This window comes from uncultured Sphaerotilus sp. (assembly GCF_963924895.1).
Taxonomy (GTDB): Bacteria; Pseudomonadota; Gammaproteobacteria; order Burkholderiales; family Burkholderiaceae_C; genus Sphaerotilus.
Genome location: NZ_CAWURG010000022.1, coordinates 64,642 through 87,178 on the forward strand (window position 1 = coordinate 64,642; position 22,537 = coordinate 87,178).

Annotated in this window: 27 protein-coding genes; 23 read left to right on the top strand and 4 right to left on the bottom strand. The window is 68.9% G+C overall.

The genetic code is table 11. From position 1 onward, the window contains the following. Positions 1-16 precede the first annotated feature (16 nt). Positions 17-238 carry a formate dehydrogenase gene (locus AABN02_RS09345; RefSeq protein WP_338414654.1) on the bottom strand — a complete coding sequence of 74 codons (222 nt, stop codon included), beginning with the start codon at positions 236-238 and terminating at the stop codon, positions 17-19. Between the two features lie 309 nt (positions 239-547). On the opposite strand from AABN02_RS09345, the gene AABN02_RS09350 reads away from it, so the two are divergent. From AABN02_RS09350 to AABN02_RS09405, 12 genes are all read left to right on the top strand, one after another. Continuing rightward, complete coding sequence (locus AABN02_RS09350; RefSeq protein WP_338414655.1) at positions 548-1,063, top strand: DUF3305 domain-containing protein; 516 nt, start codon at positions 548-550, stop codon at positions 1,061-1,063. 2 nt (positions 1,064-1,065) lie between these two features. Next, on the top strand, positions 1,066-1,662 hold the full coding sequence (locus AABN02_RS09355; protein ID WP_338414656.1) for a DUF3306 domain-containing protein: 597 nt from the start codon (positions 1,066-1,068) through the stop codon (positions 1,660-1,662). Next, on the top strand, positions 1,562-3,748 hold the full coding sequence (locus AABN02_RS09360; protein WP_338414738.1) for a 4Fe-4S binding protein: 2,187 nt from the start codon (positions 1,562-1,564) through the stop codon (positions 3,746-3,748). Before AABN02_RS09355 ends, AABN02_RS09360 begins: the two co-directional genes overlap by 101 nt. A gap of 21 nt (positions 3,749-3,769) precedes the next feature. Next, entirely contained in the window at positions 3,770-4,402 is a 633-nt protein-coding gene (locus AABN02_RS09365; RefSeq protein ID WP_338414657.1) for a molecular chaperone TorD family protein, read from the top strand. A 2-nt stretch (positions 4,403-4,404) separates the two neighbouring features. After that, positions 4,405-5,013, top strand: a complete 609-nt coding sequence (gene mobA / locus AABN02_RS09370; protein ID WP_338414658.1) for a molybdenum cofactor guanylyltransferase MobA — start codon at positions 4,405-4,407, stop codon at positions 5,011-5,013. Positions 5,014-5,068: 55 nt separating this feature from the next. Further along, complete coding sequence (gene phnD, locus AABN02_RS09375; RefSeq protein ID WP_338414659.1) at positions 5,069-5,947, top strand: phosphate/phosphite/phosphonate ABC transporter substrate-binding protein; 879 nt, start codon at positions 5,069-5,071, stop codon at positions 5,945-5,947. Between the two features lie 73 nt (positions 5,948-6,020). After that, positions 6,021-6,875 (top strand): putative selenate ABC transporter substrate-binding protein, encoded by an 855-nt coding sequence (locus tag AABN02_RS09380; RefSeq protein ID WP_338414660.1) that lies wholly within the window; start codon positions 6,021-6,023, stop codon positions 6,873-6,875. Then, on the top strand, positions 6,872-7,714 hold the full coding sequence (locus tag AABN02_RS09385; RefSeq protein ID WP_338414661.1) for an ATP-binding cassette domain-containing protein: 843 nt from the start codon (positions 6,872-6,874) through the stop codon (positions 7,712-7,714). Before AABN02_RS09380 ends, AABN02_RS09385 begins: the two co-directional genes overlap by 4 nt. Next, positions 7,711-8,532 (top strand): ABC transporter permease subunit, encoded by an 822-nt coding sequence (locus AABN02_RS09390; protein WP_338414662.1) that lies wholly within the window; start codon positions 7,711-7,713, stop codon positions 8,530-8,532. The genes AABN02_RS09385 and AABN02_RS09390 overlap by 4 nt, the downstream gene beginning before the upstream one ends. Next, a complete protein-coding gene (gene phnE / locus AABN02_RS09395) occupies positions 8,529-9,299 on the top strand; it encodes a phosphonate ABC transporter, permease protein PhnE (protein ID WP_338414663.1) in 771 nt (256 codons plus the stop codon). The genes AABN02_RS09390 and phnE overlap by 4 nt, the downstream gene beginning before the upstream one ends. 85 nt (positions 9,300-9,384) lie before the next feature. Beyond that, a complete protein-coding gene (dcd, locus tag AABN02_RS09400) occupies positions 9,385-9,954 on the top strand; it encodes a dCTP deaminase (protein ID WP_179634503.1) in 570 nt (189 codons plus the stop codon). A gap of 22 nt (positions 9,955-9,976) precedes the next feature. After that, on the top strand, positions 9,977-10,345 hold the full coding sequence (locus AABN02_RS09405; protein ID WP_338414664.1) for a DUF1801 domain-containing protein: 369 nt from the start codon (positions 9,977-9,979) through the stop codon (positions 10,343-10,345). On the opposite strand, the gene AABN02_RS09410 is transcribed toward AABN02_RS09405, so the two are convergent. The 3 genes from AABN02_RS09410 to flgA all read right to left on the bottom strand — a co-directional run bounded on the left by AABN02_RS09410 (position 10,335) and on the right by flgA (position 12,032). Next, a complete protein-coding gene (locus AABN02_RS09410; RefSeq protein ID WP_338414665.1) occupies positions 10,335-10,727 on the bottom strand; it encodes a hypothetical protein in 393 nt (130 codons plus the stop codon). The two genes, AABN02_RS09405 and AABN02_RS09410, sit on opposite strands and share 11 nt — an antisense overlap. A gap of 63 nt (positions 10,728-10,790) precedes the next feature. After that, the gene (flgM, locus tag AABN02_RS09415; protein WP_338414666.1) at positions 10,791-11,108 is read right to left on the bottom strand and encodes a flagellar biosynthesis anti-sigma factor FlgM; all 318 of its coding nucleotides are present in this window, start codon (positions 11,106-11,108) and stop codon (positions 10,791-10,793) included. A gap of 222 nt (positions 11,109-11,330) precedes the next feature. Further along, a complete protein-coding gene (flgA, locus tag AABN02_RS09420; protein ID WP_338414667.1) occupies positions 11,331-12,032 on the bottom strand; it encodes a flagellar basal body P-ring formation chaperone FlgA in 702 nt (233 codons plus the stop codon). Between the two features lie 284 nt (positions 12,033-12,316). Between flgA and flgB the strand changes: the two genes are divergently transcribed. From flgB to flgL, 11 genes are all read left to right on the top strand, one after another. After that, positions 12,317-12,736, top strand: a complete 420-nt coding sequence (gene flgB / locus AABN02_RS09425; RefSeq protein WP_338414668.1) for a flagellar basal body rod protein FlgB — start codon at positions 12,317-12,319, stop codon at positions 12,734-12,736. An 11-nt stretch (positions 12,737-12,747) separates the two neighbouring features. Next, positions 12,748-13,155, top strand: a complete 408-nt coding sequence (gene flgC / locus AABN02_RS09430; protein ID WP_338414669.1) for a flagellar basal body rod protein FlgC — start codon at positions 12,748-12,750, stop codon at positions 13,153-13,155. Positions 13,156-13,176: 21 nt separating this feature from the next. Further along, positions 13,177-13,860, top strand: coding sequence for a flagellar hook capping FlgD N-terminal domain-containing protein (locus AABN02_RS09435; RefSeq protein WP_338414670.1), 684 nt, complete (start codon positions 13,177-13,179; stop codon positions 13,858-13,860). A 57-nt stretch (positions 13,861-13,917) separates the two neighbouring features. Further along, positions 13,918-15,189 (top strand): flagellar hook protein FlgE, encoded by a 1,272-nt coding sequence (flgE, locus tag AABN02_RS09440; protein WP_338414671.1) that lies wholly within the window; start codon positions 13,918-13,920, stop codon positions 15,187-15,189. Between the two features lie 17 nt (positions 15,190-15,206). After that, positions 15,207-15,932 carry a flagellar basal body rod protein FlgF gene (locus tag AABN02_RS09445; RefSeq protein ID WP_338414672.1) on the top strand — a complete coding sequence of 242 codons (726 nt, stop codon included), beginning with the start codon at positions 15,207-15,209 and terminating at the stop codon, positions 15,930-15,932. Between the two features lie 25 nt (positions 15,933-15,957). Beyond that, entirely contained in the window at positions 15,958-16,740 is a 783-nt protein-coding gene (gene flgG / locus AABN02_RS09450; protein ID WP_338414673.1) for a flagellar basal-body rod protein FlgG, read from the top strand. Continuing rightward, on the top strand, positions 16,737-17,414 hold the full coding sequence (locus AABN02_RS09455) for a flagellar basal body L-ring protein FlgH (RefSeq protein ID WP_338414674.1): 678 nt from the start codon (positions 16,737-16,739) through the stop codon (positions 17,412-17,414). Before flgG ends, AABN02_RS09455 begins: the two co-directional genes overlap by 4 nt. 9 nt (positions 17,415-17,423) lie before the next feature. Further along, complete coding sequence (locus tag AABN02_RS09460; protein ID WP_338414739.1) at positions 17,424-18,560, top strand: flagellar basal body P-ring protein FlgI; 1,137 nt, start codon at positions 17,424-17,426, stop codon at positions 18,558-18,560. An 11-nt stretch (positions 18,561-18,571) separates the two neighbouring features. Then, on the top strand, positions 18,572-19,534 hold the full coding sequence (gene flgJ / locus AABN02_RS09465; RefSeq protein ID WP_338414675.1) for a flagellar assembly peptidoglycan hydrolase FlgJ: 963 nt from the start codon (positions 18,572-18,574) through the stop codon (positions 19,532-19,534). Positions 19,535-19,555: 21 nt separating this feature from the next. Continuing rightward, the gene (gene flgK / locus AABN02_RS09470; RefSeq protein ID WP_338414676.1) at positions 19,556-21,235 is read left to right on the top strand and encodes a flagellar hook-associated protein FlgK; all 1,680 of its coding nucleotides are present in this window, start codon (positions 19,556-19,558) and stop codon (positions 21,233-21,235) included. Between the two features lie 61 nt (positions 21,236-21,296). Then, a complete protein-coding gene (gene flgL, locus AABN02_RS09475) occupies positions 21,297-22,535 on the top strand; it encodes a flagellar hook-associated protein FlgL (RefSeq protein ID WP_338414677.1) in 1,239 nt (412 codons plus the stop codon). Positions 22,536-22,537: the final 2 nt, after the last annotated feature.

Genomic DNA, 22,537 nt, shown 5'->3' on the forward strand with positions numbered 1-22,537 from the left:
GTGTCTCCTGGGGTCCTCAGACCTTGGCGGTCTGGTAGTAGCGCCGGACGTGTTCGGTCAACTGGTAGCCGCCATCGGTGTCCGGGGCGGTCTTGGGCAGGGCGGCGACGGGCGTGGGCGCGGGGGTCTGGCCCGGCAGCACGGCAGCAACCGCCGCCAGTGCACCGGCGGCGCCGACGCCGGCGAAGACGCGCCGGCGGGTCAGCGTGGAACGCTCGGGGGTGGGGGACTGGCTCATCGAAGGGGCTCCGGCAGCGTGGACGTTGGCCATTAGGTTGCGGTTATGCAAGCGGAACAATCAGGGTCAATCCGTAGGGGTTTGCGACAGTTTGTCGCGTACTGGTCGTCAATTTGTCGTGCTGATTTGAAAACCGGGCGGAAACGGTTCGGACAATCTGTCGCGCAAGGGGTGTGCAGAGGGAAAACACGGATCCGGAACCGGGGGCCGCTCCCTGGAATTCCCTCGTCGCTCAGGGGCAACGATGATGTTTTCCGAGGGACGACCTGTAGACTGCCGGGGAATTACCGAGCCCTTGCCGACATATTCATGTGGACCGACCCAGAAACTACTGCGCTGCCGCCGACGCCACCGACGCAGATCCGGGTGGCCGTGGTGATCGACCGGCAGCACCAGCCCAGCCGCTGGGAGGACTGGCGCTTCACGCTGGCCGATGTGACGCTGGACGACGGGCAATACGGCGACACGCCGCGCCTGCTGCGTGACGACGGCAAGGCGGCGCAGTTCCTGTTCCCCGGCCTGCCGGTCGAGTTGCGCCGCGACGAGGGCGAGGGCTACTACCTCAACCTGACCTCGGGCGCGCCGGTCTGGTTCGTGATGTGGCGCATCGACGAGGACGACCCCTCGCGCGCCTGGCCCGAGCGGGTCACGCTGTCCTACAACGAGGCCGGCCGCCTGCTCGACGCCCAGGAGCGGGTCGACAACCGGCCGCTGCCCGCCGAGGTGTGCGACTGGCTGCAGGCCTACACCGACGCGCATTACCGGCCCGAGCCGAAGAAGCGGCGCCGGCCGGTGTCCTTCGTCGCGCCGGACCAGCGGGACTGACCATGGCGACCGAGATGGAACCTGAGGGCGGCTTCCTGTCGCGCTGGTCGCGGCGCAAGGTGCAGGTGCGGCAGGGCGATCCGGTGGCCGAGGTGCCGCCAGCGTCGGCTCCCGCTTCCGCGGTCGTGCCATTGGCGAGGATCGAGCCGGCGTCGGCCATGGTCGCCCCGGCGCCAGTGCCCGCACCGCCCGCCCCGACGCTGGCCGACGCCGCGCAGCTCACACCCGCCTCCGACTTCACCCGCTTCGTCGCCCGCGGCGTCGATCCGTCGGTGAAGAATGCGGCGCTGAAGACGCTGTTCACCGACCCGCATTTCAACGTGATGGACGGCCTCGATACCTACATCGAGGACTACGGCCTGCCCGACCCGATTCCACTGGCGATGCTGCGCCAGATGACGCAGTCGAAGGTGCTTGGCCTGTTTGCCGACGAAGAGAACGAAGACACCGAAGAGAACCCCGCTGATGAAAACACTGCTGTGCGACTGCAACCGGACGATGCCGCTGGACACGGGGGCGATCGCCCGGACGCTGGCGCAGACGCCGGGAGCGAGCCCGGACGGGCTGGAGACGACGCACACCCTGCTGTGCCGGCGTGAAGCGGGTGCCTTCCAGCGCGCCGCCAAGGCTACCGGCCCGGGCGAGGCCCTGCTGGTGGCCTGCACGCAGGAGAGCCGGCTGTTCCTTGATTTGAACGCCGAGACTGCGGGCGCCCCCGGCACCGACGAGCGCCCGATCCACTTCGTCAACCTGCGCGAGACCGGTGGCTGGTCCCGCGACGCCAAGGCGGCCACGCCCAAGCTCGCCGCGCTGATCGCCGCCGCGCAGCTGCCCGACGTGGAGCCGGTCACCACGGTGCCGTTCCGCTCGGCCGGCCGCTGCCTCGTGATCGGCGCGGCGGACGTGGCGCAGTCGGCGGCGGCGATGCTGCGCGACCGGCTCGACGTGACGCTGCTGGTGGACGAGGCCGCGGGCGCCGATGGTGCGCTGGCGCAGCGCCGCGACCTGCCGGTCTTCGCCGGGCGGGTGACGCAGCTGCGCGGCTGGCTGGGCGCCTTCGAGGTGCAGTGGTCCTCGTCCAACCCGATCGACCTCGACCTCTGCACCCGCTGCAACGCCTGCCTCGACGCCTGCCCGGAAGGGGCGATCGACTTCCGCTACCAGATCGACCTGAGCCGCTGCAAGAGCCACCGCGACTGCGTGCAGGTCTGCGATGCGGCCGGCGCGATCGATTTCAACCGTGCGCCGCTGCTCACCGACGAACGCTTCGACCTGGTCCTCGACCTGCGCGAAACCCCCGCGTTCTCGCAGCACCAGCCGCCACAGGGCTACTTCCATGTGCCGCAGGGCGTGCGCGGCGCCGCCGAGCCGAAGCGCCTGTTCGACGCCGTGCTGCAGTTGCGCGAGCTGGTCGGTGAGTTCGACAAGCCGAAGTTCTTCAAGTACCAGCACCGCCTGTGTGCCCACAGCCGCAACGAGCAGATCGGCTGCACCGCCTGCATCGACGTCTGCTCGACCAGCGCGATCTCCAGCGACGCCTCGCGCAAGGGCAAGGCGAAGACCCAGCAGGCGGGCGGCATCGTCGTCGAGCCGCACCTGTGCGTGGGCTGCGGCGCCTGCACGACGGTGTGCCCGAGCGGGGCGCTCACCTTCGCCTATCCGGGGCCGGTGGACCAGGGCCGGCGGCTGCACCGGCTGGTCTCGACCTATGCCCGCGCCGGTGGCAAGCACGCCGCGCTGCTGCTGCACAGCGAGCAGGCGGGCGCCCGGCTGATCGACGACCTCGGCCGCGCGGCGCGGGTCGACCGTTCCGTGCACGGCGTGCCGGCGCGGGTGCTGCCGGTGGCGGTGTGGCACACGGCGAGTGTGGGCATCGACCTGTGGCTGTCCGCGATCGCGCAAGGGGCCAGCCAGGTCTTCGTGCTGCTGACCGCCGAAGAGGCGCCCGAGTACCGCGCCGCGCTGGCCGAGCAGATGGCGGTGGCGCAGGCGCTGCTGACCGGGCTGGGCTACGCGGGCGAGCACTTCAAGCTGATCGAGGCGCGGGACGCCCGCGATCTGGCCGCGCTCGACGCCGCGCTGCGCATCCCGCCCGCCCAGGTCGTCGCGCAGCCCACGCCCATCGTCGCCCAGGCCGACAAGCGCGCCACACTCGACCTGATGATCGACCACCTGAGCGCCCACGCGCCAGTGCCAGCCGACGTGGTCGCCTTGCCGAAGGCGGGTGCCCCTTTTGGTGCCGTACTGGTGGACACCGCGGCCTGCACGCTCTGCCTGAGCTGCGTCGGCGCCTGTCCCGAGAACGCGCTGTCCGACAACCCCGAACGGCCGCAGCTCAAGTTCACCGAGAAGAACTGCGTGCAGTGCGGCCTGTGCGAGACGACGTGCCCGGAAGGGGCGATCACGCTGGTGCCGCGCCTGCTGCTGGCCGACGAAGGCCGGGCGCGCCGGCAGCCGCGGGTGCTGCACGAGGTCGAGCCCTTCCGCTGCATCCGCTGCAGCAAACCGTTCGGCACGCTGAAGGTGATCGAGAACATGATGGCCAAGCTGTCCGCGCACCCGGCCTTCCAGGGCGCGGCGGCCGAGCGGCTGAAGATGTGCGGCGACTGCCGGGTGATCGATCTGCACAGCAATGCCAGCGAAGTCCGCATCACCGACGTGCCGCGCGGCACCCCCCGTTATTGAGACTGAGCCCGAGCCGATCCCATGCACCAAGACGATCTCCGCGCCCTGAGCTTCGCCAGCGCCGACCACAGCGAGGAACTCGCCCGCGCCGAGCTGTACGGCCTGCTCGCGCGGCTGTGGATGGCGCCGCCGGATGCCGCGCTGCTGGCGCAGTTCGGCGTCGCTGTCACCGAAGCGCCAGAAAGCGGCCTGCTCGAAGCCCCCTGGCAGGCGCTGGTCGCCACGCTGCGTGCCTCGACACCAGACGCCGCGGCCGACGAGTACGACGCGCTGTTCGGCGGTGTCGGCAAGCCCGAAGTCTTCCTCTACGGCTCGTTCTACCTGGCCGGCTTCCTCAACGAGAAGCCGCTGGCCGCGCTGCGCACCGATCTGTCCGCCCTCGGCCTGACCCGCGACCCCAGCCGCGGCGAGACCGAGGACCACATCGCCTACGGCTGCGAGGTGATGCGCTTCCTGATCGCGGGCGACGACATCGCGGTGTGCAACCTGGAGCAGCAGCGGCGCTTCTTCCGCGGTCACCTGCAGACCTGGGTCGCGGACCTGTGCGACGCCGTCGAGGCGCATCCGCGGGCGCAGATCTGGCGCGCGGTGGCGCAGCTCACGCGGGTCTTCCTCGACATCGAGACGCAGGGCTTCGACCTGCTGGAGGCCTGAGCATGGCGATCGATCCACAGGACATTACCGGCCTCGTCCTGGCCGGTGGCCGCGGCAGCCGCATGGGCGGCGTGGACAAGGGCCTGCAGAACTTCCAGGGGATGCCGCTGGCGCTGCACGCCGTGATGCGCCTCGGGCCGCAGGTCGGCAACCTGATGGTCAACGCCAACCGGAATCTGGCGGCCTACGAATCGATGGGCGTGCCGGTCTGGCCGGATGCGACGACCGATTTTCCGGGGCCGTTGGCGGGTTTCCTCGCCGGGCTGGAGCGCTGCGAGACCGGTTACCTCGTCACCGTGCCCTGCGATTCGCCGCAGTTCCCGGCCGATCTGGTGGCGCGGCTGTCGGCCGCGCTGCAGGCGGAGGACGCCGATCTGGCGATGGCCGTCACCCGCGAGGCGGACGGCACGCTGCAGACCCACCCGGTCTTCTGCCTGATGAAAGCCGGGCTGATGGAGAGTCTGGTCGCCTTCATGGCCGGTGGACAGCGCCGCATCGACCGCTGGACCGGCCAGCACCGCTGCGCCCAGGTCCTGTTCGACCGGGAGGGGGACGCTGCCGGTTTTTTCAATGCCAACACCCTGGATGAGTTGCGCAGCCTGTCGCGCTGATCTGGAAAAGCCGTGAACGCGGCACAATCGGCGCCTCTGGTACGGGGGTGAACGGATGACAAGCTGGATTCAACGGATCGCGCCAGTGGCGCGTCTTGCAGGGGCCACCCTGCTGCTGACAGGGGCCATGACAGCCGCGCAGGCGCAGTCGGTGCTGCGGGTCGCGATGGCGCCCGAGACGACACCGGCCGAACAGGCCGCGCGTTTCGAGCCGCTGGGGCAGTTCCTGGAGGCGCGCTTCAAGATGCGGGTCAAGTGGGTGCCGGTGGCGAGCGAGGCCTTTGCCGTGCGGGCGCTGCTCAACCGCGAGGCCGATCTGGTCTGGCTCAACGGCTTGTCCTATGTACAGGCGGCGATCCGGGCGAAGGACCAGGTCGTGCCGCTAGTGCAGCGCGAGGAGGACCAGAAGGCGCGCTCCGTCTTTATCGCCCGCGCGGCGGCGGCCGGCAGCATCAAGAAGCTCCAGGATCTCAAGGGCCGCACCGTCAGCCTCGGCCCGACGGCCAGTACCGCCGAGAACCTGATGCCGCGCAGCGCGCTGCTGGCGGCCAAGCTCAAGCCAGAAACCGATCTGAAGCTGACGTCAGCGGCCAACGCGGAGGCGGTGGTGGCGGCGGTTGTGTCGGGCAAAGCGGAGGCCGGCGCACTCGGGCTGGAGACTTGGGAGCGCATGGTAGCCAACAAGCAGGTCGATCCGGCGGCAGTCAAGGTTGTCTTCACCACGCCGGTCTACACCGACCACACCTGGGCGGTGCTGGCGGACCTGCCCGAAGGCACACGCAAGGCGATCGCGGGTGGGATGCTGGTGCTGGAGGCGGTCAAGGGCGGGCGTGATGCTCTGAAATCCCAGCGCGCCCACCGGTTCACCGAGACCAAGGACGCCGGTTACGCCAGCGTGCGCGCTGCGGCGGAGCAGACCGAGCAGCTCCGTTGAGACCGGCGTTGCACAATTCACGCCTTTCGGCCCCGACAGGATGGGGGGCCGAGCCTTGAACCCAGGTGTGAACATGACGACGTATCTCCGCACGACCCTTCTGGCCGCTGCTCTGGCCGGTGCCGCACTGACCGCACAGGCCCAGGCGGTGCTGCGCGTGACCGCGATCCCCGATGAATCCCCGACCGAGCTGGCGCGCAAGTTCGAGCCGCTGGGCAAGTACCTGGAGGCGAAACTCGGCATGAAGGTCGAGTGGACGCCGGTGACCGACTACGCCGCGGCGGTCGAGACGCTGGTGAACAAGAAGGTCGACCTGGCCTGGTTCGGCGGCTTCACCTTCGTGCAGGCGAACGTGCGCTCGGGTGGCCATGTCATCCCGCTGGTGCAGCGCGCCGAGGACGAGAAGTTCCGCTCGGTCTTCATCACCGATGCCGCCTCGGGCATCACCAAGCTCGAAGACCTCAAGGGCAAGACGCTGAGCTTCGGTTCGGCCTCCAGCACCTCGGGCCACCTGATGCCGCGCAGCTACTTGCTGGCCGCGAAGATCAACCCGGATGCGGACCTGAAGCGCGTGAGCTTCTCCGGCGCGCACGACGCGACCATCGCGGCCGTCGCCAGCGGCAAGGTCGATGCCGGCGCGCTGAACATCTCCGTCTGGGAGAAGTTCGTCGCCGACAAGAAGGTCGATCCGGCCGCGGTCAAGGTGTTCTACACGACCCCCGGCTACTACGACTACAACTGGAGCGTGCATGCCGACATGCCCGCCGCGCTGCGCGAGAAGATCACCGCCGCCTTCCTGGCGCTGGAGTCGGCACCCGGTGGCAAGGAGATCCTGGCCCTGCAGCGCGCCAGCCGCTTCATCCCGACCAAGGCCGAGAACTACAACGGCATCAAGGGCGCTGCCGAGCAGGCCGGACTACTGAAGTGAGTCTGTCGGCGCCAGTCGTGGTCGATCTGGGCGGCCTGCAGGTTGCGCCGATGCCGGGGGCTGCGCCGGTGCTGAAGGGCATCGATCTGCGGCTGGCGGCGGGCGAGCAGGTCGCGGTGATCGGCGCGTCGGGTGCCGGCAAGACGACGCTGCTGCTGGCGTTGGCCGGGATGCTGCGGCCCTCGGCGGGGCGGCTGGCGCTGTTCGGCCAGGAGCCGTGGACGCTGGGCACCGCGGCGCGGCAGCGTCTGCGTGCACGGGCGCTGCTTGCGCCGCAGGTGCCGCCGCTGCCACCGCGCCAGCGGGTGGTGACGGCGGTGCTGGCGGCGCGGCTGCCGCAGATGTCGCTGTGGACCAGCCTGCGCACGCTGTGGACGCCGCGGGTGGCCGACGCCGAGCGCGTTCAGCAGGCGCTGGCCGCGCTGGACCTGCCGGGCAAGCTCTGGCTGCGCGTCGACCGGCTCTCCGGCGGCGAGCGGCAGCGGGTAGGGCTGGCGCGGCTGCTGGTGGCGGATGCGGACCTGTGGCTGGTCGACGAGCCGCTGTCGGCGCTCGATCCGGCCCGGGCCGAACTGGTGATGCGTCGGCTGACCGAGACGGCCTGCGCCGAGGGCCGCACGCTGCTGTGTTCGCTGCACCAGGTGGAGGTGGCGCGGCGCTGCTTCCCGCGCACGGTGGCGCTGCGCGAGGGGAGGGTGGTCTACGACGGGCCTTCGGACGGGCTGGACGATGCGCGACTGCAGGCGCTGTATGGCGGTGCGGTGTTCGCACCGTCTGCCGAGCCGCTGGCCGACCTGCGTCCTGCCGAGGCGCCGTTGCCGCAGGCGATGTGCCGGTGAATGCGGGGGCTGGGCGTGATCCGGCGCTGTCGCGGCGCTGGCTGGGTGTGCTGGCGGCGGTGGTGGTGCTGTGGCCGCTGCTGGTGCTGGCCGAGTTCCAGCCGTGGACGCTGTTCGATGCCCGCAGCCTGCGCGTGACCGGGCGCTTTCTGGCGCAGTTCGTGCCGCCGCGCCACGACGCGGAGTTCCTCGCGCTGCTGGCCCGCGAGACCTGGCGCACGGTGGCGATCGCGACGGCCGGCATGACGCTGGCCGGCCTGATTGCGTTGCCGCTGGCGCTGGCGATGACCGAGCGGCTGTCGGTCAGCGCGGTCGGCGGGCGCATGGCGCGCGGGCCGGCGTGGCTGCGGCAGGCGGTGCGGGCGTTCACCGTCGTGCTGCGCTCGGTGCCGGAGCTGGTCTGGGCGCTGGTGTTCGTGCGCGTCGTGGGGCTGGGTCCGACGGCGGGCGTGCTGGCCATCGCCATTGCCTATGGGGGGATGCTGGCCAAGGTCTGGGCCGAGATCCTCGAAAGCGCCGATGCCGCCCCCGCGCAGGCGCTGCTCGGCCACGGCGCCGGGCGGCTGCAGACCTGGCTGTACGCGGCGCTGCCGGCCTCCGCGCACGAGCTGGCGAGCTACACCGTCTACCGCTGGGAATGTGCGATCCGCTCGTCGGTGGTGCTGGGTTTCGTCGGCGCGGGTGGGCTCGGGCAGCAGCTCGACAACGCCGCCAAGATGTTCGCGGGCGGCGAGGTGAGCGCGATCCTGCTGGTCTTCATGCTGCTGGTGGCGCTGTCGGACCGCGTGAGCGCGTGGATCCGGCGGGGGCTGGCATGAACCGGGGCCTGTCCCTGCTCGGGCTGGCGCTGCTCGGGCTGGTCGTGGCGAGCTTCGCCAGTCTGGACCTGCACTGGGCGGAGTTCCTCGGACCGCAGGCCCTCGGGCGCATGGGTCGCTTCGCCGCCAGTTTCTTTCCGCCGGAAACCTCGACACCGTTCCTGCTGAAGACCGCGCGGGCCACGCTGGAGACGCTGGCCATGTCGCTGCTCGGCACCGCGCTGGCGGCACTGGCCGGGCTGCTGCTGGCCGTGCCGGCGAGTCTGCAGGGCGGGGCGCTGGCCTCGGGGCTGCATGGCGCTGCGCGGCTGGTGCTCAACGCGCTGCGCTCGGTGCCGGAGCTGGTGTGGGCGTCGCTGCTGCTGGTCTCGGCTGGACTGGGGCCTCTGCCGGGCACGCTGGCGCTGGCGCTGCACACGACCGGCGTGCTGGGCCGGCTGCTGGCCGAGGCGCTGGAGAACGTGCCGCCCGAGCCGGCGCAGGTGCTGCGCAGCCGCGGCGCGGGCGTGGTGCAGGTCTTCCTGTTCGCCACGCTGCCGCAGGTCTCGGCGCAGTGGCTGGCCTACAGCCTCTACCGCTGGGAGAACAACATCCGCGCCGCCGCGGTGCTCGGCGTGGTCGGCGCGGGCGGTCTCGGGCAGATGCTGAGCTACCACCTCGGGCTGTTCCAGATGCGCGAGGCCTGCACGGTGCTGCTGGCGATGATCGGGCTGGTGGCGCTGGTGGATGCGTTGTCGGCGAGTGTCAGACGGAACCACTTCGCGTGAATCTCCTCTGATAACCGGCGGGCATCGGCACCGGATGCCCATAAAATCACGCCCCCGCCCCGCGTACCCTGAAGTTGACAACGACATGAGCATCAAGAGCGACAAGTGGATCCGCCGCATGGCCGAGCAGCACGCCATGATCGAGCCGTTCGAGCCCGCTCAGGTGCGTTACGCCCCCGATGGCCGCAAGCTCGTCAGCTACGGAACGTCCAGCTATGGCTACGACATCCGCTGCTCGGACGAGTTCAAGATCTTCACCAACGTGCACTCCACGGTGGTGGATCCCAAGAACTTCGACGAGCGCAGCTTTGTCGACTTCAAGGGCGACGTCTGCATCATCCCGCCCAACAGCTTCGCGCTGGCGCGCACGGTGGAGTACTTCCGCATCCCGCGCAGCGTGCTGACGGTGTGTCTGGGCAAGAGCACCTATGCCCGCTGCGGGATCATCGTCAACGTGACGCCCTTCGAGCCCGAGTGGGAAGGCTATGTGACGCTGGAGTTCTCGAACACCACACCGCTGCCGGCCAAGATCTACGCGGGCGAGGGTTGCGCGCAGGTGGTGTTCTTCGAGAGCGACGAGGTCTGCGAGACCAGCTACCGCGACCGCGGTGGCAAATACCAGGGCCAGACGGGGGTGACCCTGCCCAGGACCTGAGAGCGGCGGATCCTGTCCCGACATGCGACATCTCGCACGACCAGCGGCCATGGTGGCCAGCTTCTTCGATTCGCTGCCGCCCGGTCAGGTCGCCGCGGCCATGGCGCTGCACCAGGCGGTGATGACCGCGGCGCCCGGCATCGATCTGGCGGTGCGCTGGGGCAATCTGATGTTTCTCGTCCGCGGCCATCACCTGGCGACGATGGTGCCGCACAAGGCCCAGGCACACCTGCAGTTCTTCCAGGGCGCCCTGCTGGCCGAACAATTCCCTCAGCTGGAGGGCGTCGGCAAGGGCATGCGCATCCTCAAGTTCCGCTACAGCCAGCCGGTGGACGTGGAACTGGTGCAGCGCATCGTCGCAGCGGCGATGCAGTTGCGCATCAGTGTGTGAACAGCGCTGAGCTGCGGCTTTCCAGCCGGCCGTAGACGACGCTGTCGTCGCGCGGCAGGAGCGCTTCCAGCGCGCTGTCCAGCGCCACGGTCGCGCGCAGCAGCGACTCGCGCTGCACGGCCACCTGGCCGCTGGCCTTCACCAGCCTGGCGCGCAGCGCGGCGGGCACCTGGCCAGTCCGGGAGGCGCGCGTGAACCCGTCGAGGGCACGGGTGAGGGCCTCGCGCAGATCGCCGGCATGGCGCTCAATGCGATCGCTGTCGCGCAGGCGCAGCGAGTCACCGAGGGCGTTCAGATCGACCTCGACCGCCGAGAGCAGGCGCTCCAGATCGGCGGCGTCGGGGCAGTGCACAGGGGTACAGCGCAGATTCAGGGCGTTCATGGGCAGGTGTGTCATGTCGAGGGATCGATGCGGCACGCTGCCCGGTCAGGCCGGACAGTGTGCTCAGGTCTTCTGGCCGAGGCGCCCCAGCAGATCCTGTGCGTTGGTGAGCAGCTTGTCGGCGATCGCTTCCGGGTTGACCTTGTAGGTGCCATCGGAGATGGCTTGCCGGATGCGATCGACCTTTTCGGTATCAAAGTCGTCCGGGGCGCGTTCAAGCAGGGCCGAGGCTGTTCCAGACACTTCCACCTTGGTGCTGGCGGTGTCTTCGAGGGCCGAGACATCAGGGGCCTCATGCAGCGTTTCGGCCGCACGGGTCTGGTGGTTGCCGGGGCTGACGGGGGCCGTCGCCTGGGTCGGGGCGGTGTTGCCGATCTTCATCACGTACTCCTTCGAGCCGAATCAGGCCCGGTTGACGGGCGTTGAGTCTGATATCGGTGGTCGCGCCGGCCACTTTAGCGGGACGGAGTGTCGGTTCGGGAAATCCTCCCCTGTACAGGCGGTTTTCGAGCAGATTTATGCAGATGCGGGCTGAATTGATGGGTTCGGGTGCGTCTATTTCCACATTTGGCGAGCGGATGGCGTCGCGTCGGACCTTGCGGCTCATGAGCGCACCTCGACCCGGTTCTCTCCGGTCGGGATGCCGGTGATGACCTGCCCCGAGCTGACGCGCACGCGCACCGGCTGGCCTTCCATGCCCGAGTTGATCGCCTGTCCGTCGGTCGAGGCCTCGAAGCCTTCGCCCTTGTAGACCAGCGTCACCTTGTCGCCAGCGGCAAACCACTGCCGCACCCGCAGGTTGTCGCCGCGGACGGGCAGGCCCGGACCGACCGCATTGATCAGCCGCCGACCGAGCAGCCGGGAGGTTTCGGTGTAGACCGGGCTGCTGCTGCCGGCCACATCGACTTCGGAGAGCTGCAGATCGGCAGCCGACAGCTCGGCGCCAGCGGGCAGGGCGGCCGTGCTGACGATCGCCTTGCGCCAGACCTTCACGGTCACCGGCAGGTAGACGTTCCAGGCCACCGGCCCGCTCACGCAGCGCAGCCCGACGCGGGTCCGGCCCCAGGGCGTGCTGCCCGGCGGCAGGTAGGCGTCGATCTGCTGGCACGGCGCCAGACGCAGTCGCGGATCGAGCTGGCCGGGGAGCACCTCGATGCGGGCCTCGCCCACATCGGCCATGGCCGAGCGGGTCGCCTCGACGACCCGGAGGGACAGGGCGGCCGGCAGACTGCCGTCCGGCGCAGCGTCCGCCCATGCAGTCGCCGCCACCATGGCCAGGCCCACCGTCAATGCCAGAGCGACCACCAGACGCGACGGTCGTCGGTGCCGACCGACACCGGCGGGTTGCGGTGCCTGGGCAGAGCCCGGGGCAGAGGATTGGCGAAGCAGAGGCAAGCTGATCATGGTGTTGCCGACTGTAGGAGTCGGCTGGCGGCCGCTAGCTTGCAAGATGGGCCGCGCTGGTCGCCCTATTCGTGGGAGTGGGCCGGGCACCGCGCATCAAGAATCGGCTCCGAGCCCCCGGTGCGGGTCTGCATCGACACCGGGTCCCCGTGGTCGAACCCGCTGCCGCTGCTGCCGACACTGCCATGCTGAACCGTCTATCCGCTTCTCTCGAATTCCAGACCCAGGCGCTGGCGCTGCGCTCCGAGCGCCAGCGCCTGATCGCCAGCAACATCGCCAACGCCGATACACCGGGCTACCAGGCCCGCGAGATCGACTTTGCCAAGACCCTGCAGCAGATGACGGGCTCGGGTGGTGCGATCGGTGCGCCGGCGATGCTGGCCGGTACCGACGCGCGCCACCTCGCCACGGGGGGCAGTTCGGCCGCCATGCGCGAGAGCCAGCTGCTCTACGCCGCACCCAGCCAGACCAACCTGGACGGCAACTCGGTGGACATGGACCGCGAGCGGGCCAGCTTCGCCGACAACGCGGTCAAGTACCAGGCCACGCTGCAGTTCATCAACGGTGGCCTGCGCAACATGCTCGAAGCCATCAAGGGCCAGTGAAAGGGGCAACCATGTCGATGTTCAACATCTTCCACATCGCCGGCAGCGCCGTCAGCGCACAGAGCCAGCGGCTCAACACGGTGGCCACCAACCTGGCCAACGCCGACACGGCGGCCGGCCCGGACGGCAAGAGCTTCAAGGCGCGCCAAGTGGTCTTCCAGACCGTGCCGATGGGTGACAACGGCGCGGCGGGCGTCAAGGTGGCCCAGGTCCGCGAAGACACCGCGGACGGCCGCCGCGTCCACGACCCCGGCAATCCGAACGCCGACGGCAAAGGTTACGTCACCTACAGCAACGTCAATCCGGTCGAGGAAATGGTCAACATGATCTCGGCCTCGCGCTCCTACCAGAACAACATCGAAGTGATGAACACCGCCAAGACCCTGCTGCTCAAGACGCTGCAGATGGGCCAGGGCTGATCACCGCAAGGACCACCACACATGGCCACCACGACTTCCACCGCGACCAAGGCGACCGACGCCTCGACCGCCTACAGCCAGCTCAACAGCAGTACCGCCACCACCACGGCCTCCAAGATGCAGGAGGCTTCGGACCAGTTCCTGAAGCTGCTGGTCACGCAGATGCAGAGCCAGGATCCGCTCAACCCGATGGACAACGCCCAGGTCACCAGCCAGATGGCGCAGATCAACACGGTGTCGGGCCTCGGGACGGTCAACGAGAGCATCAAGGCGATGTCGGCGCAGCTGCTGCAGATGCAGGCGATGCAGGGTGCATCGCTGGTCGGCAATTCGGTCGTGGTGCCCGGCAACACGATCGACGTCAGCGGCGGCAGCGGCACGGGGCACTTCGAGCTGGGCGGCCCGGCCGATGCGGTCAAGGTCGAGGTGCTCTCCAGCGCCGGCCGGGTGGTCGACACGCTGGACATGGGCGCCGAGACGAGTGGCCGCCACAGCTTCAACTGGACACCGGCCGAGGGCGTGACCGACGCCGGCGGCTTCCGCTTCCGCGTGGCCGCGACCTCCGGCACCGCCAACGTCACCGCCACCACCCTGATGCGCGACCAGGTCAGCGCCGTCAGCTCGACCGGCACCGGCGGTCTCAGCCTGCAGCTCAAGAGCGGCACCACGGTCGCCTACAGCGACGTGCGCGCCTTCGGCGGCTGATCCCGGCATTCCCTCTCCTCGCGCATCCGCGTTCCATCCCGTTCCAGGAGCATCTCCATGAATTTCCAGCAAGGTCTGTCCGGTCTGAATGCCACCAGCAAGAGTCTGGAGGTGATCGGCAACAACATCGCCAACGCCGGCACCTACGGTGCCAAGGCCTCGCGCGCCGAGTTCGCCGACATGTACGCCAACTCCATCGGCGGCACGGGCAACGTCGGCATCGGTGTGCGGGTGCAGACCGTCGCCCAGCAGTTCACCCAGGGCAGTCTGAATGCCACCAGCAACTCGATGGACGTGGCCATCAACGGCGAGGGCTTCTTCCAGCTCAAGTCCAGCTCGGGCGAGACGCTCTATTCGCGCAACGGCCAGTTCAAGGTGGACAACGAGGGCTTCATCGTCAACGGCCAGAGCCAGCGCCTGCAGGGCTATGGCGCCGACCAGCAGGGCGTGATCCAGACCGGCGTGCGCACCGACCTGCAGTTCCCGGCGGGCGGACTGCCGCCCCATGCGACCGACAGCGTCACGATCGCGCTGAATTTCGACTCGCGCAGCACGGCCACCATGCCGGCGCCCGTGGCACCCGCGACCTACGCCATCAATCTGGACGACGCGACCACCTACAACAACGCGACCTCGGTGCGCTCCTATGACGCCAAGGGCCAGCCGGTGGACGTCGCGTTCTTCTTCCAGAAGTCGGCCACCGACACCTGGAATGTCTATGCCGCGGTTGACAGCCAGGTGCTCCAGGATGCGGCTGGTGAAGCCAAGCCGATCATTGAGGGCCTGAAGTTCGATCTGGCCGGACTCAACCCGAAGGACTCCAGCGGCAATCCGCTGGGTGCGATCACCTTGCCCGACATCCCGGCCAGCACCACCAATGCTGCCATCACGGGCGTCAAGTTCGACATGAGCCATGTGACGCAGTACGGCGCCACGTTCTCGGTGTCGGATGCAACCCAGACTGGCAACTCGCCCGGGCAGCTCACGAGCATGACCATCGAGGACAACGGCGTCATCAATGCCCGTTACACGAATGGCATGAACCGCAACGCAGGCCAGCTTGAACTCGCCAGCTTCCAGAATCCGCAGGGCCTGCGTCCGGTGGGTGGCAATGCCTGGGTCAACACGCCCCAGGCGGGCGATCCGGTGTCGGGCATCCCCGGCTCGGGCACGCTGGGGGTGCTGCAGTCCGGCGCGCTGGAGGAATCGAACGTCGACATGACGGGCGAGCTGGTCAACATGATCACCGCGCAGCGCCTCTACCAGGCCAACGCGCAGACGATCAAGACCCAGGACCAGGTCATGCAGACGCTGGTCAGCCTGCGCTGAACCCGGACTAGACCACCATGGACCGCCGCATCTACCTCTCGATGTCGGGCGCCAAGGCGACGATGCAGCGCCAGGACGTCCTGGCCAACAACCTCGCCAACGTGTCGACCAACGGCTTCCGCGAGGAGCTGCAGTCCTTCCGTGCCGTGCCGGTGCGGGGCGACGGCGCCTCGACCCGCGCCTACGCGCTGGAAACCACCACCGGCTACAACCCGGCGCCGGGCAATGTGGTCGCCACCGGCCGCAGCCTGGACGTCGCCGCCAAGGGCAACGCCTGGCTGACCGTGCAGGGCCTGGACGGCACCGAGGCCTACACCCGCGCCGGATCGCTCGAAGTCAACGCCGAGGGCACGCTGGTCACCCGCACCGGGCTGACCGTGATCGGCGGAGGCGGCCCGATCAGCGTGCCGCCCAATGCCGAGGTCAGCATCGCGGGCGACGGCACGGTCAGCGCCCGCGTGCCGGGTGGCGTGCCGGCGCCGGTCGGCCGGCTCAAGCTGGTCAGCTCCGAGGCGCCGCTCAAGCGCAGCGAGGACGGCCTGTTCCGCGGCCCGGCCGGTGATCTGGATGCCGATCCCGCCGCCCAGGTGCAGGACAGCGCGCTCGAAAGCTCCAACGTCTCCGCTGTCGGCACGATGGTCGCCATGATCGCCGCGGCCCGGCAGTTCGAGGCCCAGATGAAGTCGATGCAGACCGCCGAAAAAGACGAGCAGCAGGCCCAGCAGCTGCTCTCCCTGAACTGAACCCTCCGAACAAGGACTCCCCGCCATGATGCGCTCCCTGTGGACCTCGAAGACCGGGATGGAAGCCCAGCAGACCCAGCTGGATGTCATCTCGCACAACCTCGCCAACGTCGCCACCAACGGCTACAAGAAGTCGCACGCGGTGTTCGAGGACCTGATGTACCAGAACCTGCGCCAGACCGGCGCGTCCAGCAGCGAGCAGACGCAGCTGCCCACCGGCCTGCAGGTCGGTCTCGGCGTGCGCACCGTCGCCACCTCGCGCCAGTTCAGCCAGGGCGGCCTGCAGCAGACGACCAACTCGCTCGATGTGGCGATCAAGGGCAACGGCTTCTTCCAGATCCAGATGCCCGACGGCACGACCGGCTACACCCGCGACGGCGCCTTCCAGCTCAACGCCACCGGCCAGCTCGTCACCAACAACGGCCAGCTCGTGCAGCCCGGTGTGACGATCCCGCCGAACGCGCAGTCGATCACCATCGCGCAGGACGGCAAGGTCTCGGTGGCCATGCCCGGCCAGGCGGCGCCGCAGGCGGTGGGGCAGCTCACGCTGGCCTCCTTCGTCAATCCGGCCGGCCTGGAGCCGCGTGGTCAGAACCTGTTCACGGAGACCGCTGCGTCCGGCACACCCGTGGCGGCCGCGCCCGGCTCGGACGGCATGGGTGCGCTCTCGCAGGGCTTCATCGAGACCTCCAACGTCAATGTGGTGGAGGAACTGGTGGCCATGATCCAGACCCAGCGCGCCTACGAGATCAACTCCAAGGCCATCACCACGTCGGACCAGATGCTCTCGCGTCTGACGCAGCTGTGACCACGCGCCTGGGCCTGGCAGTCCTCGCGCTGGCAGGTGCCTTGTCTGGCTGCCAGCTCATGCCCACGGTCGCCAAGGTCGATCTGGCCCCGACCGAGCCGGTGCATCCGTACCCGACCGTGCGGCCAGTGGTCAACAACGGCGCGATCTTCCAGCACGCGCAGTACCGCCCGCTGTTCGAGGACCACCGCGCCCGCCTGGTCGGCGACACGCTGCTGGTGCAGATCGTCGAGCGGGTCAGCGCCAGCGCGCGCTCGACCAGCAATGTCGAGAAGAAGGGTTCGCTGTCGGGGGCCATCAGCGCCGCGCCGCTGCTGCCGGCCTCGGTGCTGGGCAAGCTCGGCGTCGGGGGCGAGAGCGCCAACACCTTCAGCGGCAAGGGCGGCACCGAGAACACCAACAACTTCAGCGGCACCATCACTGCGGTCGTGGTCGAGGTCCTGCCCAACGGCCACATGGTCGTTGCCGGCGAGAAGCAGATCGGCGTCAACGACAACGTCGACGTGCTGCGCTTCTCGGGCCAGATCGACCCGCGCTCCATCCAGCCGGGCAACACCGTCGCCTCGGCCCAGATCGCCAATGTCCGCGTCGAGCAGAAGAGCCGGGGCGGTCAGGCCGACGCGCAGCAGATCGGCTGGCTGTCGCGCTACTTCCTCAATCTGATGCCGATCTGAGCCATGTCGATGCACCTTCCGAATCTCCGATCGCCCCGCTGGCTGTGGATCCGCCTCGCTTGTGTCGCTGTGTCGCTGCTCGGCGCAGTGTCTTCGGTGCAAGCCACCGTGCGCATCAAGGAGGTCGCCAGCGTGCAGGGCGTGCGGCCCAACCAGCTGGTGGGCTACGGCCTGGTGGTCGGTCTGGACGGCACGGGCGACCAGACCACCCAGACCCCCTTCACGACGCAGAGCCTGAACGCCATGCTGCAGCAGCTCGGCGTCACCATCCCGCAGGGCACCGGGATGCAGCTCAAGAACGTCGCCTCCGTGCTGGTGACGGCCACGCTGCCCGCCTTCGCGCAGCCGGGCCAGCCGCTGGACATCACCGTGTCCTCGCTCGGCAATGCCAAGAGCCTGCGCGGTGGCACGCTGATCGGCACCCCGCTGCGCGGCGCTGACAACCAGATCTACGCGCTGGCCCAGGGCAACCTGATCGTGGCCGGCGCAGGGGCCTCCTCGGGCGGCTCCAAGGTGCAGGTCAACCACCTGCTGGCCGGGCGCATCCCGGGCGGGGCCACGGTCGAGCGCGCGGTCGGCAATCCGCTGGCGCAAGGTGACTTCCTGCAGCTCGACCTGAACAGCAGCGACTTCAACACCGCGCGCGAGGTGGCCAAGGTCATCAACGCGCGCTTCGGTGCCGGCACTGCGTCGGCGGTGGACGGCCGGGTGATCCGCGTGAAGATGCCGCCGACACCGGACCAGCGCGTGAGTTTCATGGCCGACATCGAGAACCTGTCGCTGGAACAGGCGGCGCCGGCGGCCAAGATCGTGGTCAACGCCCGGACCGGCTCGGTGGTGATGAACCAGGCGGTCACGCTGGGCGCTTGCGCCGTGGCGCACGGCAACCTGTCGGTGTCCATCAGCACCACGCCGGTGGTCAGCCAGCCGGGGCCGCTGTCGGGCGGGCAGACCACCGTGACCGAGCGCACGGACATCAAGATGCAGCAGGACGGCGGCGCCCTGGTGCAACTGCCGGCCGGCACCAAGCTGACCGAGGTGGTCAAGGCGCTCAACTCGCTGGGCGCGTCGCCCGCGGATCTGCTGGCCATCCTGCAGGCGATCAAGGCTGCCGGGGCACTCAGCGCCGAACTGGAAGTCATTTGAGGTGAACTGACATGCAACGCCCGTCTTCCACCCAACAGCTCGCCGCCGGCGGCGCGTCGCTCGACGCGCTGCGCGGTGCGGCGGCCCGCAACCCCGCCGACACCATCAAGGAAGTCTCGCGCCAGTTCGAGGCCCTGTTCATGCAGGAGCTGATGAAGAGCATGCGCGCGACCACGATGGACAGCGGCATGCTCTCCAACTCCGCCACCGCGATGGGCGGCGACATGCTCGACCAGCAGTACGCGATGCAGCTCTCGGGCCAGCCCGGCGGTCTGGCCTCGGCGATCGCCCGGCAGCTGGAGCGCCAGATGGGCGTGGCCTCGGTGACCGATCCGGTGCCGGGCAATCCGCGATTCCTGCCGCTGCCTGGCCTGCGCTCCAGCGCACCGGCTGCGGCCGGCGGCAACGCCGTGTCGGCCCTGTCCGGCGCGACCGAGGCCGATGCCGGCGGCGCCGTCACGCCCTATGGCAGCAACGCGCAGCAGTTCGTCAACACGCAGGCGCACGCTGCGGCCCGCGTCTCCGCGGAGAGCGGCATTCCGGCCGATTTCATGATCGCCCAGGCGGCGCACGAAACGGGCTGGGGCCGGCGAGAGATCCGCGGCCGGGATGGCAGCAATTCGTACAACCTCTTTGGCATCAAGGCAGGCGGCAGCTGGACCGGGCCGACAGTCACCATCACGACCACCGAGGTCATCGACGGCGAGCCCCGCAAGGTGCAGGCCCAGTTCCGGGCCTACGCCTCGTACGAGGACAGCTTCCGCGACTACGCGAAGCTGATCGGCACCAGCCCGCGTTACGCCGCAGCCCGGCGGGCCACCGACGACCCGAGCGCTTTCGCCCGCGAACTGCAGCGGGCGGGCTATGCGACCGACCCGAACTACGCCGCCAAGCTCTCCCGCGTGATCCAGACCACGCAACGCCTGCAGCGAGGCCTTGGGCGAACGGGTCTTGCTGCCGATATACAGGCCTAACCAATCTCCGAGCCGACCACCATGAGCACGAACTCCTTGATGACGGTGGGTGTGCAGGCCATGTTCGCCGCACAGACCCAGCTGAGCACGACCAGCCACAACATCGTCAATGCCGCCGTCGAGGGCTATTCGCGCCAGTCCGTCCGGCTGACGACCGTGCCCGGACGCAGTTCCGGTGCCGGCTACATCGGTGGTGGCGTTGCGGTCGACACGGTCGAGCGGGCGGCGAACCGTTTCCTCACCACCCAGAGCAACCAGACGCAGGCCCAGTCCGCCGCCGACAACACCCGCGTGGACATGCTGAACCAGCTCGAAGGCGGCTACGCGCTGGGCGAGCAGGGCCTGGGGCAGGCCGCATCGAAGCTGTTTGCGTCCTTCGGGGACATGGCGGCGGCGCCGGGGGACGAATCGGTGCGCCAGGTCGCACTGTCCGCGGCCGAGAGCCTGGCTTCGCGCTTTCGCAGCACCGGCGAACACATCGACACCCTGCAGACCTCGGTCACCCAGCAGCTTGGCGACGAGGTGTCGGTGGTCAACGGCCTGACCGGGCAGATTGCCAAGATCAACGGCCAGCTCACCGGCTCGGGCACCGCCAAGGACCAGCCCAATGACCTGCTGGACCAGCGCGACCAGCTGATCGCGCAGCTCAGCCAGCACATCGAGGTGAGCCGCATCGACAACCGCGGCCAGGATGGCAAGCTGGACGGTTCGATCAGCCTGTTTGTCGGTGGCGGCCAACCCCTGGTGATGGGGAGCACCAGCCATGACCTGAAGGCTGTGCCGGACACCCGTGCGCCAGAGCGGTCCCGCATCGTGGTCGATCTGAACGGGCACGAGCGCGCGCTGACGAGCGGCTCGATCGGCGGCGGTTCGGTGTCCGGACTGCTCAAGTTCCAGAACGAGGACCTGGTCGACGCCCGTGCGCAGCTGGGCCTGCTGGCGACCTCGCTGGCCGACAGCGTCAACACCCAGCACATCCAGGGCACCGACCTTGACGGCGCGGCTGGCAAGCCGCTGCTGGCGGTCGGCGAGCCCAAGGTCTGGGCCTCGGCCTTCAACGCACGCGACGCCAGCGGCGATCCTGCCGCCAAGGTGTCGATCACTCGGGTGGCCGGGCAGGGTGGCCAGCTGCAGGCCAGCGACTACAGCCTGCGGCTCGACCCGGCCGACAGCACGCGCTACCAGGTGACGCGCCAGTCGGACGGCACCGTCTTCAGCGGTCTGGAGAGTGGCGCGCAGGTCGACGGATTCACCTTCGATGTCAGCGGCTCGCCGATGGCCGCGCAGGACCGCTTCCTGCTCGAGCCGGTCAGCTCGGCGGCCAGTGCGACCACGGTCGCCATCACCGATCCACGCCAGCTCGCTGCGGCCGGCGCGACTGCCTCTGGTTCGGGCAATGTCAATGCCCTGGCGATGCAGAACCTGGTCAAGGCCGCCAGTGCCGACGGCAAGACGTTCAGCAATGCGCACGCCCGTCTGATCTCGAATCTGGGGGTGCGGGTGCAGCGTGCGACCTCGGACGCGGAGTCTTCTGCCAGTCTGGCCGAGACGAACAAGGCCCAGCTCGGCTCGGAAACCGGGGTCAACCTCGAGGAAGAGGCCGCACACCTGCTGCAGTACCAGCAGAGCTACCAGGCCGCCGCGAAGGTGCTGGGGACCGCCCAGAAGCTGTTCGACACCATGCTGTCGATCATGGGCTGAGTCCGCCTGTATCGCCTGCATCCACTGCGCTTGAATCTGCATTGAATCGGAGATCATCGACATGTCCCGCATCGCTTCTGCCCTGAACCAGCAATCCGGCCTTTCATCCCTGATGCGCCGCCAGGAAGACCTGTCCAAGGCCCAGGAGCGCATCGTCAGCGGCAAACGCATCACCCGTGCCAGTGATGACCCGGCAGGTGCCGCACGCGCCGAACGTGCCCTGGCCGACCAGACGCGCAGCGAAGGTCTGCTCCGAACGATGGGGGCCAGCCGCAACGCGATGTCAGTCGCCGAGTCGTCGATCGGCAGCGCTGTCGACCTGGTGCAGACCGCCCGCGAGACGCTGGTCGAGGCCGGCAATGGCGCGATGAACGCTTCCGACCGTGCGCTGCTGGCCGACCGCCTGAAGCAGCTCAAGGGCCAGCTGCTGTCGGTGGCGAATACCGAAGACGGCACCGGCCACCACGTGTTCGGTGGCCAGGGCAATGACCAGGTGCCGTTCGCCAATTCGGGCATCGGGGTCGAGTACCTGGGCACACCGGGCCAGGCGGCCGGTTCCCTGTCCGAAGACCTGCCGATGTCGGTCGATGGCGAAGCGCTCTGGCTGAAGGCCCGCACCGGCAACGGCGTGTTCGAGACCGACCGCCAGGTGGACCCGAGCAGCACGGCCTGGATCAACGCCGGTCAGGTCAGCGACCCGGCTGCCCTGACGCTGACCGACGGCCAGGCCTACGAGGTCACCTTCGACACGCCCACGCGCTACAGCGTCAACCTCATCGGCAGTGACGGCAGCAGTACGCCGGTCCCGGATGCGGCCAACAACAGCCACGACTACGTGTCGGGCACCCCGATCACGGGCCTGTCCGGCATGAGCGTGAACATCGCGGGCAACGCCGTTGCGGGCGACAAGTTCACCATCCAGCCGTCCAGCCCGGGGCTGAGCGTGTTCGATGCACTGGACCGGGTCATCGACGTGCTGGGATCGTCGGCCACCGTGCCGCCGAATGCCGGCGACCAGGCCCAGGCGCTCAACCGCGGCCTGCGGGACCTGGACCAGGTGCTCGCGAACCTGCAGGTCGGGCGCTCCCACGCCGGCGAGACGCTGAACCAGATGGATGGACTGGACGAGCGCACGCAGACGCGCGTGCTGTCGGACATCGGCCTGCGCTCGGAGGCCATGGACCTCGACATGGCCCAGGGGATCTCGGATTTCTCCACCAAGCAGACGGCCTACCAGGCCGCGCTCCAGTCGTATTCGATGGTGCGCAAGATCTCCCTGTTCGACTACATCAGCAACTGACG

What these genes read in the sequence shown, in the direction of transcription:
- flgJ (WP_338414675.1), top strand. Translation starts at nt 18,572, where the DNA reads ATGCAACGCCCGTCTTCCACCCAACAGCTCGCCGCCGGCGGCGCGTCG.
- flgM (WP_338414666.1), bottom strand. Translation starts at nt 11,108, where the DNA reads ATGAAGATCGGCAACACCGCCCCGACCCAGGCGACGGCCCCCGTCAGC.
- AABN02_RS09460 (WP_338414739.1), top strand. Translation starts at nt 17,424, where the DNA reads ATGCACCTTCCGAATCTCCGATCGCCCCGCTGGCTGTGGATCCGCCTC.
- AABN02_RS09445 (WP_338414672.1), top strand. Translation starts at nt 15,207, where the DNA reads ATGGACCGCCGCATCTACCTCTCGATGTCGGGCGCCAAGGCGACGATG.
- flgC (WP_338414669.1), top strand. Translation starts at nt 12,748, where the DNA reads ATGTCGATGTTCAACATCTTCCACATCGCCGGCAGCGCCGTCAGCGCA.
- flgL (WP_338414677.1), top strand. Translation starts at nt 21,297, where the DNA reads ATGTCCCGCATCGCTTCTGCCCTGAACCAGCAATCCGGCCTTTCATCC.
- AABN02_RS09410 (WP_338414665.1), bottom strand. Translation starts at nt 10,727, where the DNA reads ATGAACGCCCTGAATCTGCGCTGTACCCCTGTGCACTGCCCCGACGCC.
- AABN02_RS09355 (WP_338414656.1), top strand. Translation starts at nt 1,066, where the DNA reads ATGGCGACCGAGATGGAACCTGAGGGCGGCTTCCTGTCGCGCTGGTCG.
- mobA (WP_338414658.1), top strand. Translation starts at nt 4,405, where the DNA reads ATGGCGATCGATCCACAGGACATTACCGGCCTCGTCCTGGCCGGTGGC.
- AABN02_RS09405 (WP_338414664.1), top strand. Translation starts at nt 9,977, where the DNA reads ATGCGACATCTCGCACGACCAGCGGCCATGGTGGCCAGCTTCTTCGAT.
- flgG (WP_338414673.1), top strand. Translation starts at nt 15,958, where the DNA reads ATGATGCGCTCCCTGTGGACCTCGAAGACCGGGATGGAAGCCCAGCAG.
- AABN02_RS09350 (WP_338414655.1), top strand. Translation starts at nt 548, where the DNA reads ATGTGGACCGACCCAGAAACTACTGCGCTGCCGCCGACGCCACCGACG.
- flgB (WP_338414668.1), top strand. Translation starts at nt 12,317, where the DNA reads ATGCTGAACCGTCTATCCGCTTCTCTCGAATTCCAGACCCAGGCGCTG.
- phnE (WP_338414663.1), top strand. Translation starts at nt 8,529, where the DNA reads ATGAACCGGGGCCTGTCCCTGCTCGGGCTGGCGCTGCTCGGGCTGGTC.
- phnD (WP_338414659.1), top strand. Translation starts at nt 5,069, where the DNA reads ATGACAAGCTGGATTCAACGGATCGCGCCAGTGGCGCGTCTTGCAGGG.
- AABN02_RS09435 (WP_338414670.1), top strand. Translation starts at nt 13,177, where the DNA reads ATGGCCACCACGACTTCCACCGCGACCAAGGCGACCGACGCCTCGACC.
- flgE (WP_338414671.1), top strand. Translation starts at nt 13,918, where the DNA reads ATGAATTTCCAGCAAGGTCTGTCCGGTCTGAATGCCACCAGCAAGAGT.
- AABN02_RS09380 (WP_338414660.1), top strand. Translation starts at nt 6,021, where the DNA reads ATGACGACGTATCTCCGCACGACCCTTCTGGCCGCTGCTCTGGCCGGT.
- flgK (WP_338414676.1), top strand. Translation starts at nt 19,556, where the DNA reads ATGAGCACGAACTCCTTGATGACGGTGGGTGTGCAGGCCATGTTCGCC.
- dcd (WP_179634503.1), top strand. Translation starts at nt 9,385, where the DNA reads ATGAGCATCAAGAGCGACAAGTGGATCCGCCGCATGGCCGAGCAGCAC.
- AABN02_RS09345 (WP_338414654.1), bottom strand. Translation starts at nt 238, where the DNA reads ATGAGCCAGTCCCCCACCCCCGAGCGTTCCACGCTGACCCGCCGGCGC.
- AABN02_RS09365 (WP_338414657.1), top strand. Translation starts at nt 3,770, where the DNA reads ATGCACCAAGACGATCTCCGCGCCCTGAGCTTCGCCAGCGCCGACCAC.
- AABN02_RS09360 (WP_338414738.1), top strand. Translation starts at nt 1,562, where the DNA reads ATGCCGCTGGACACGGGGGCGATCGCCCGGACGCTGGCGCAGACGCCG.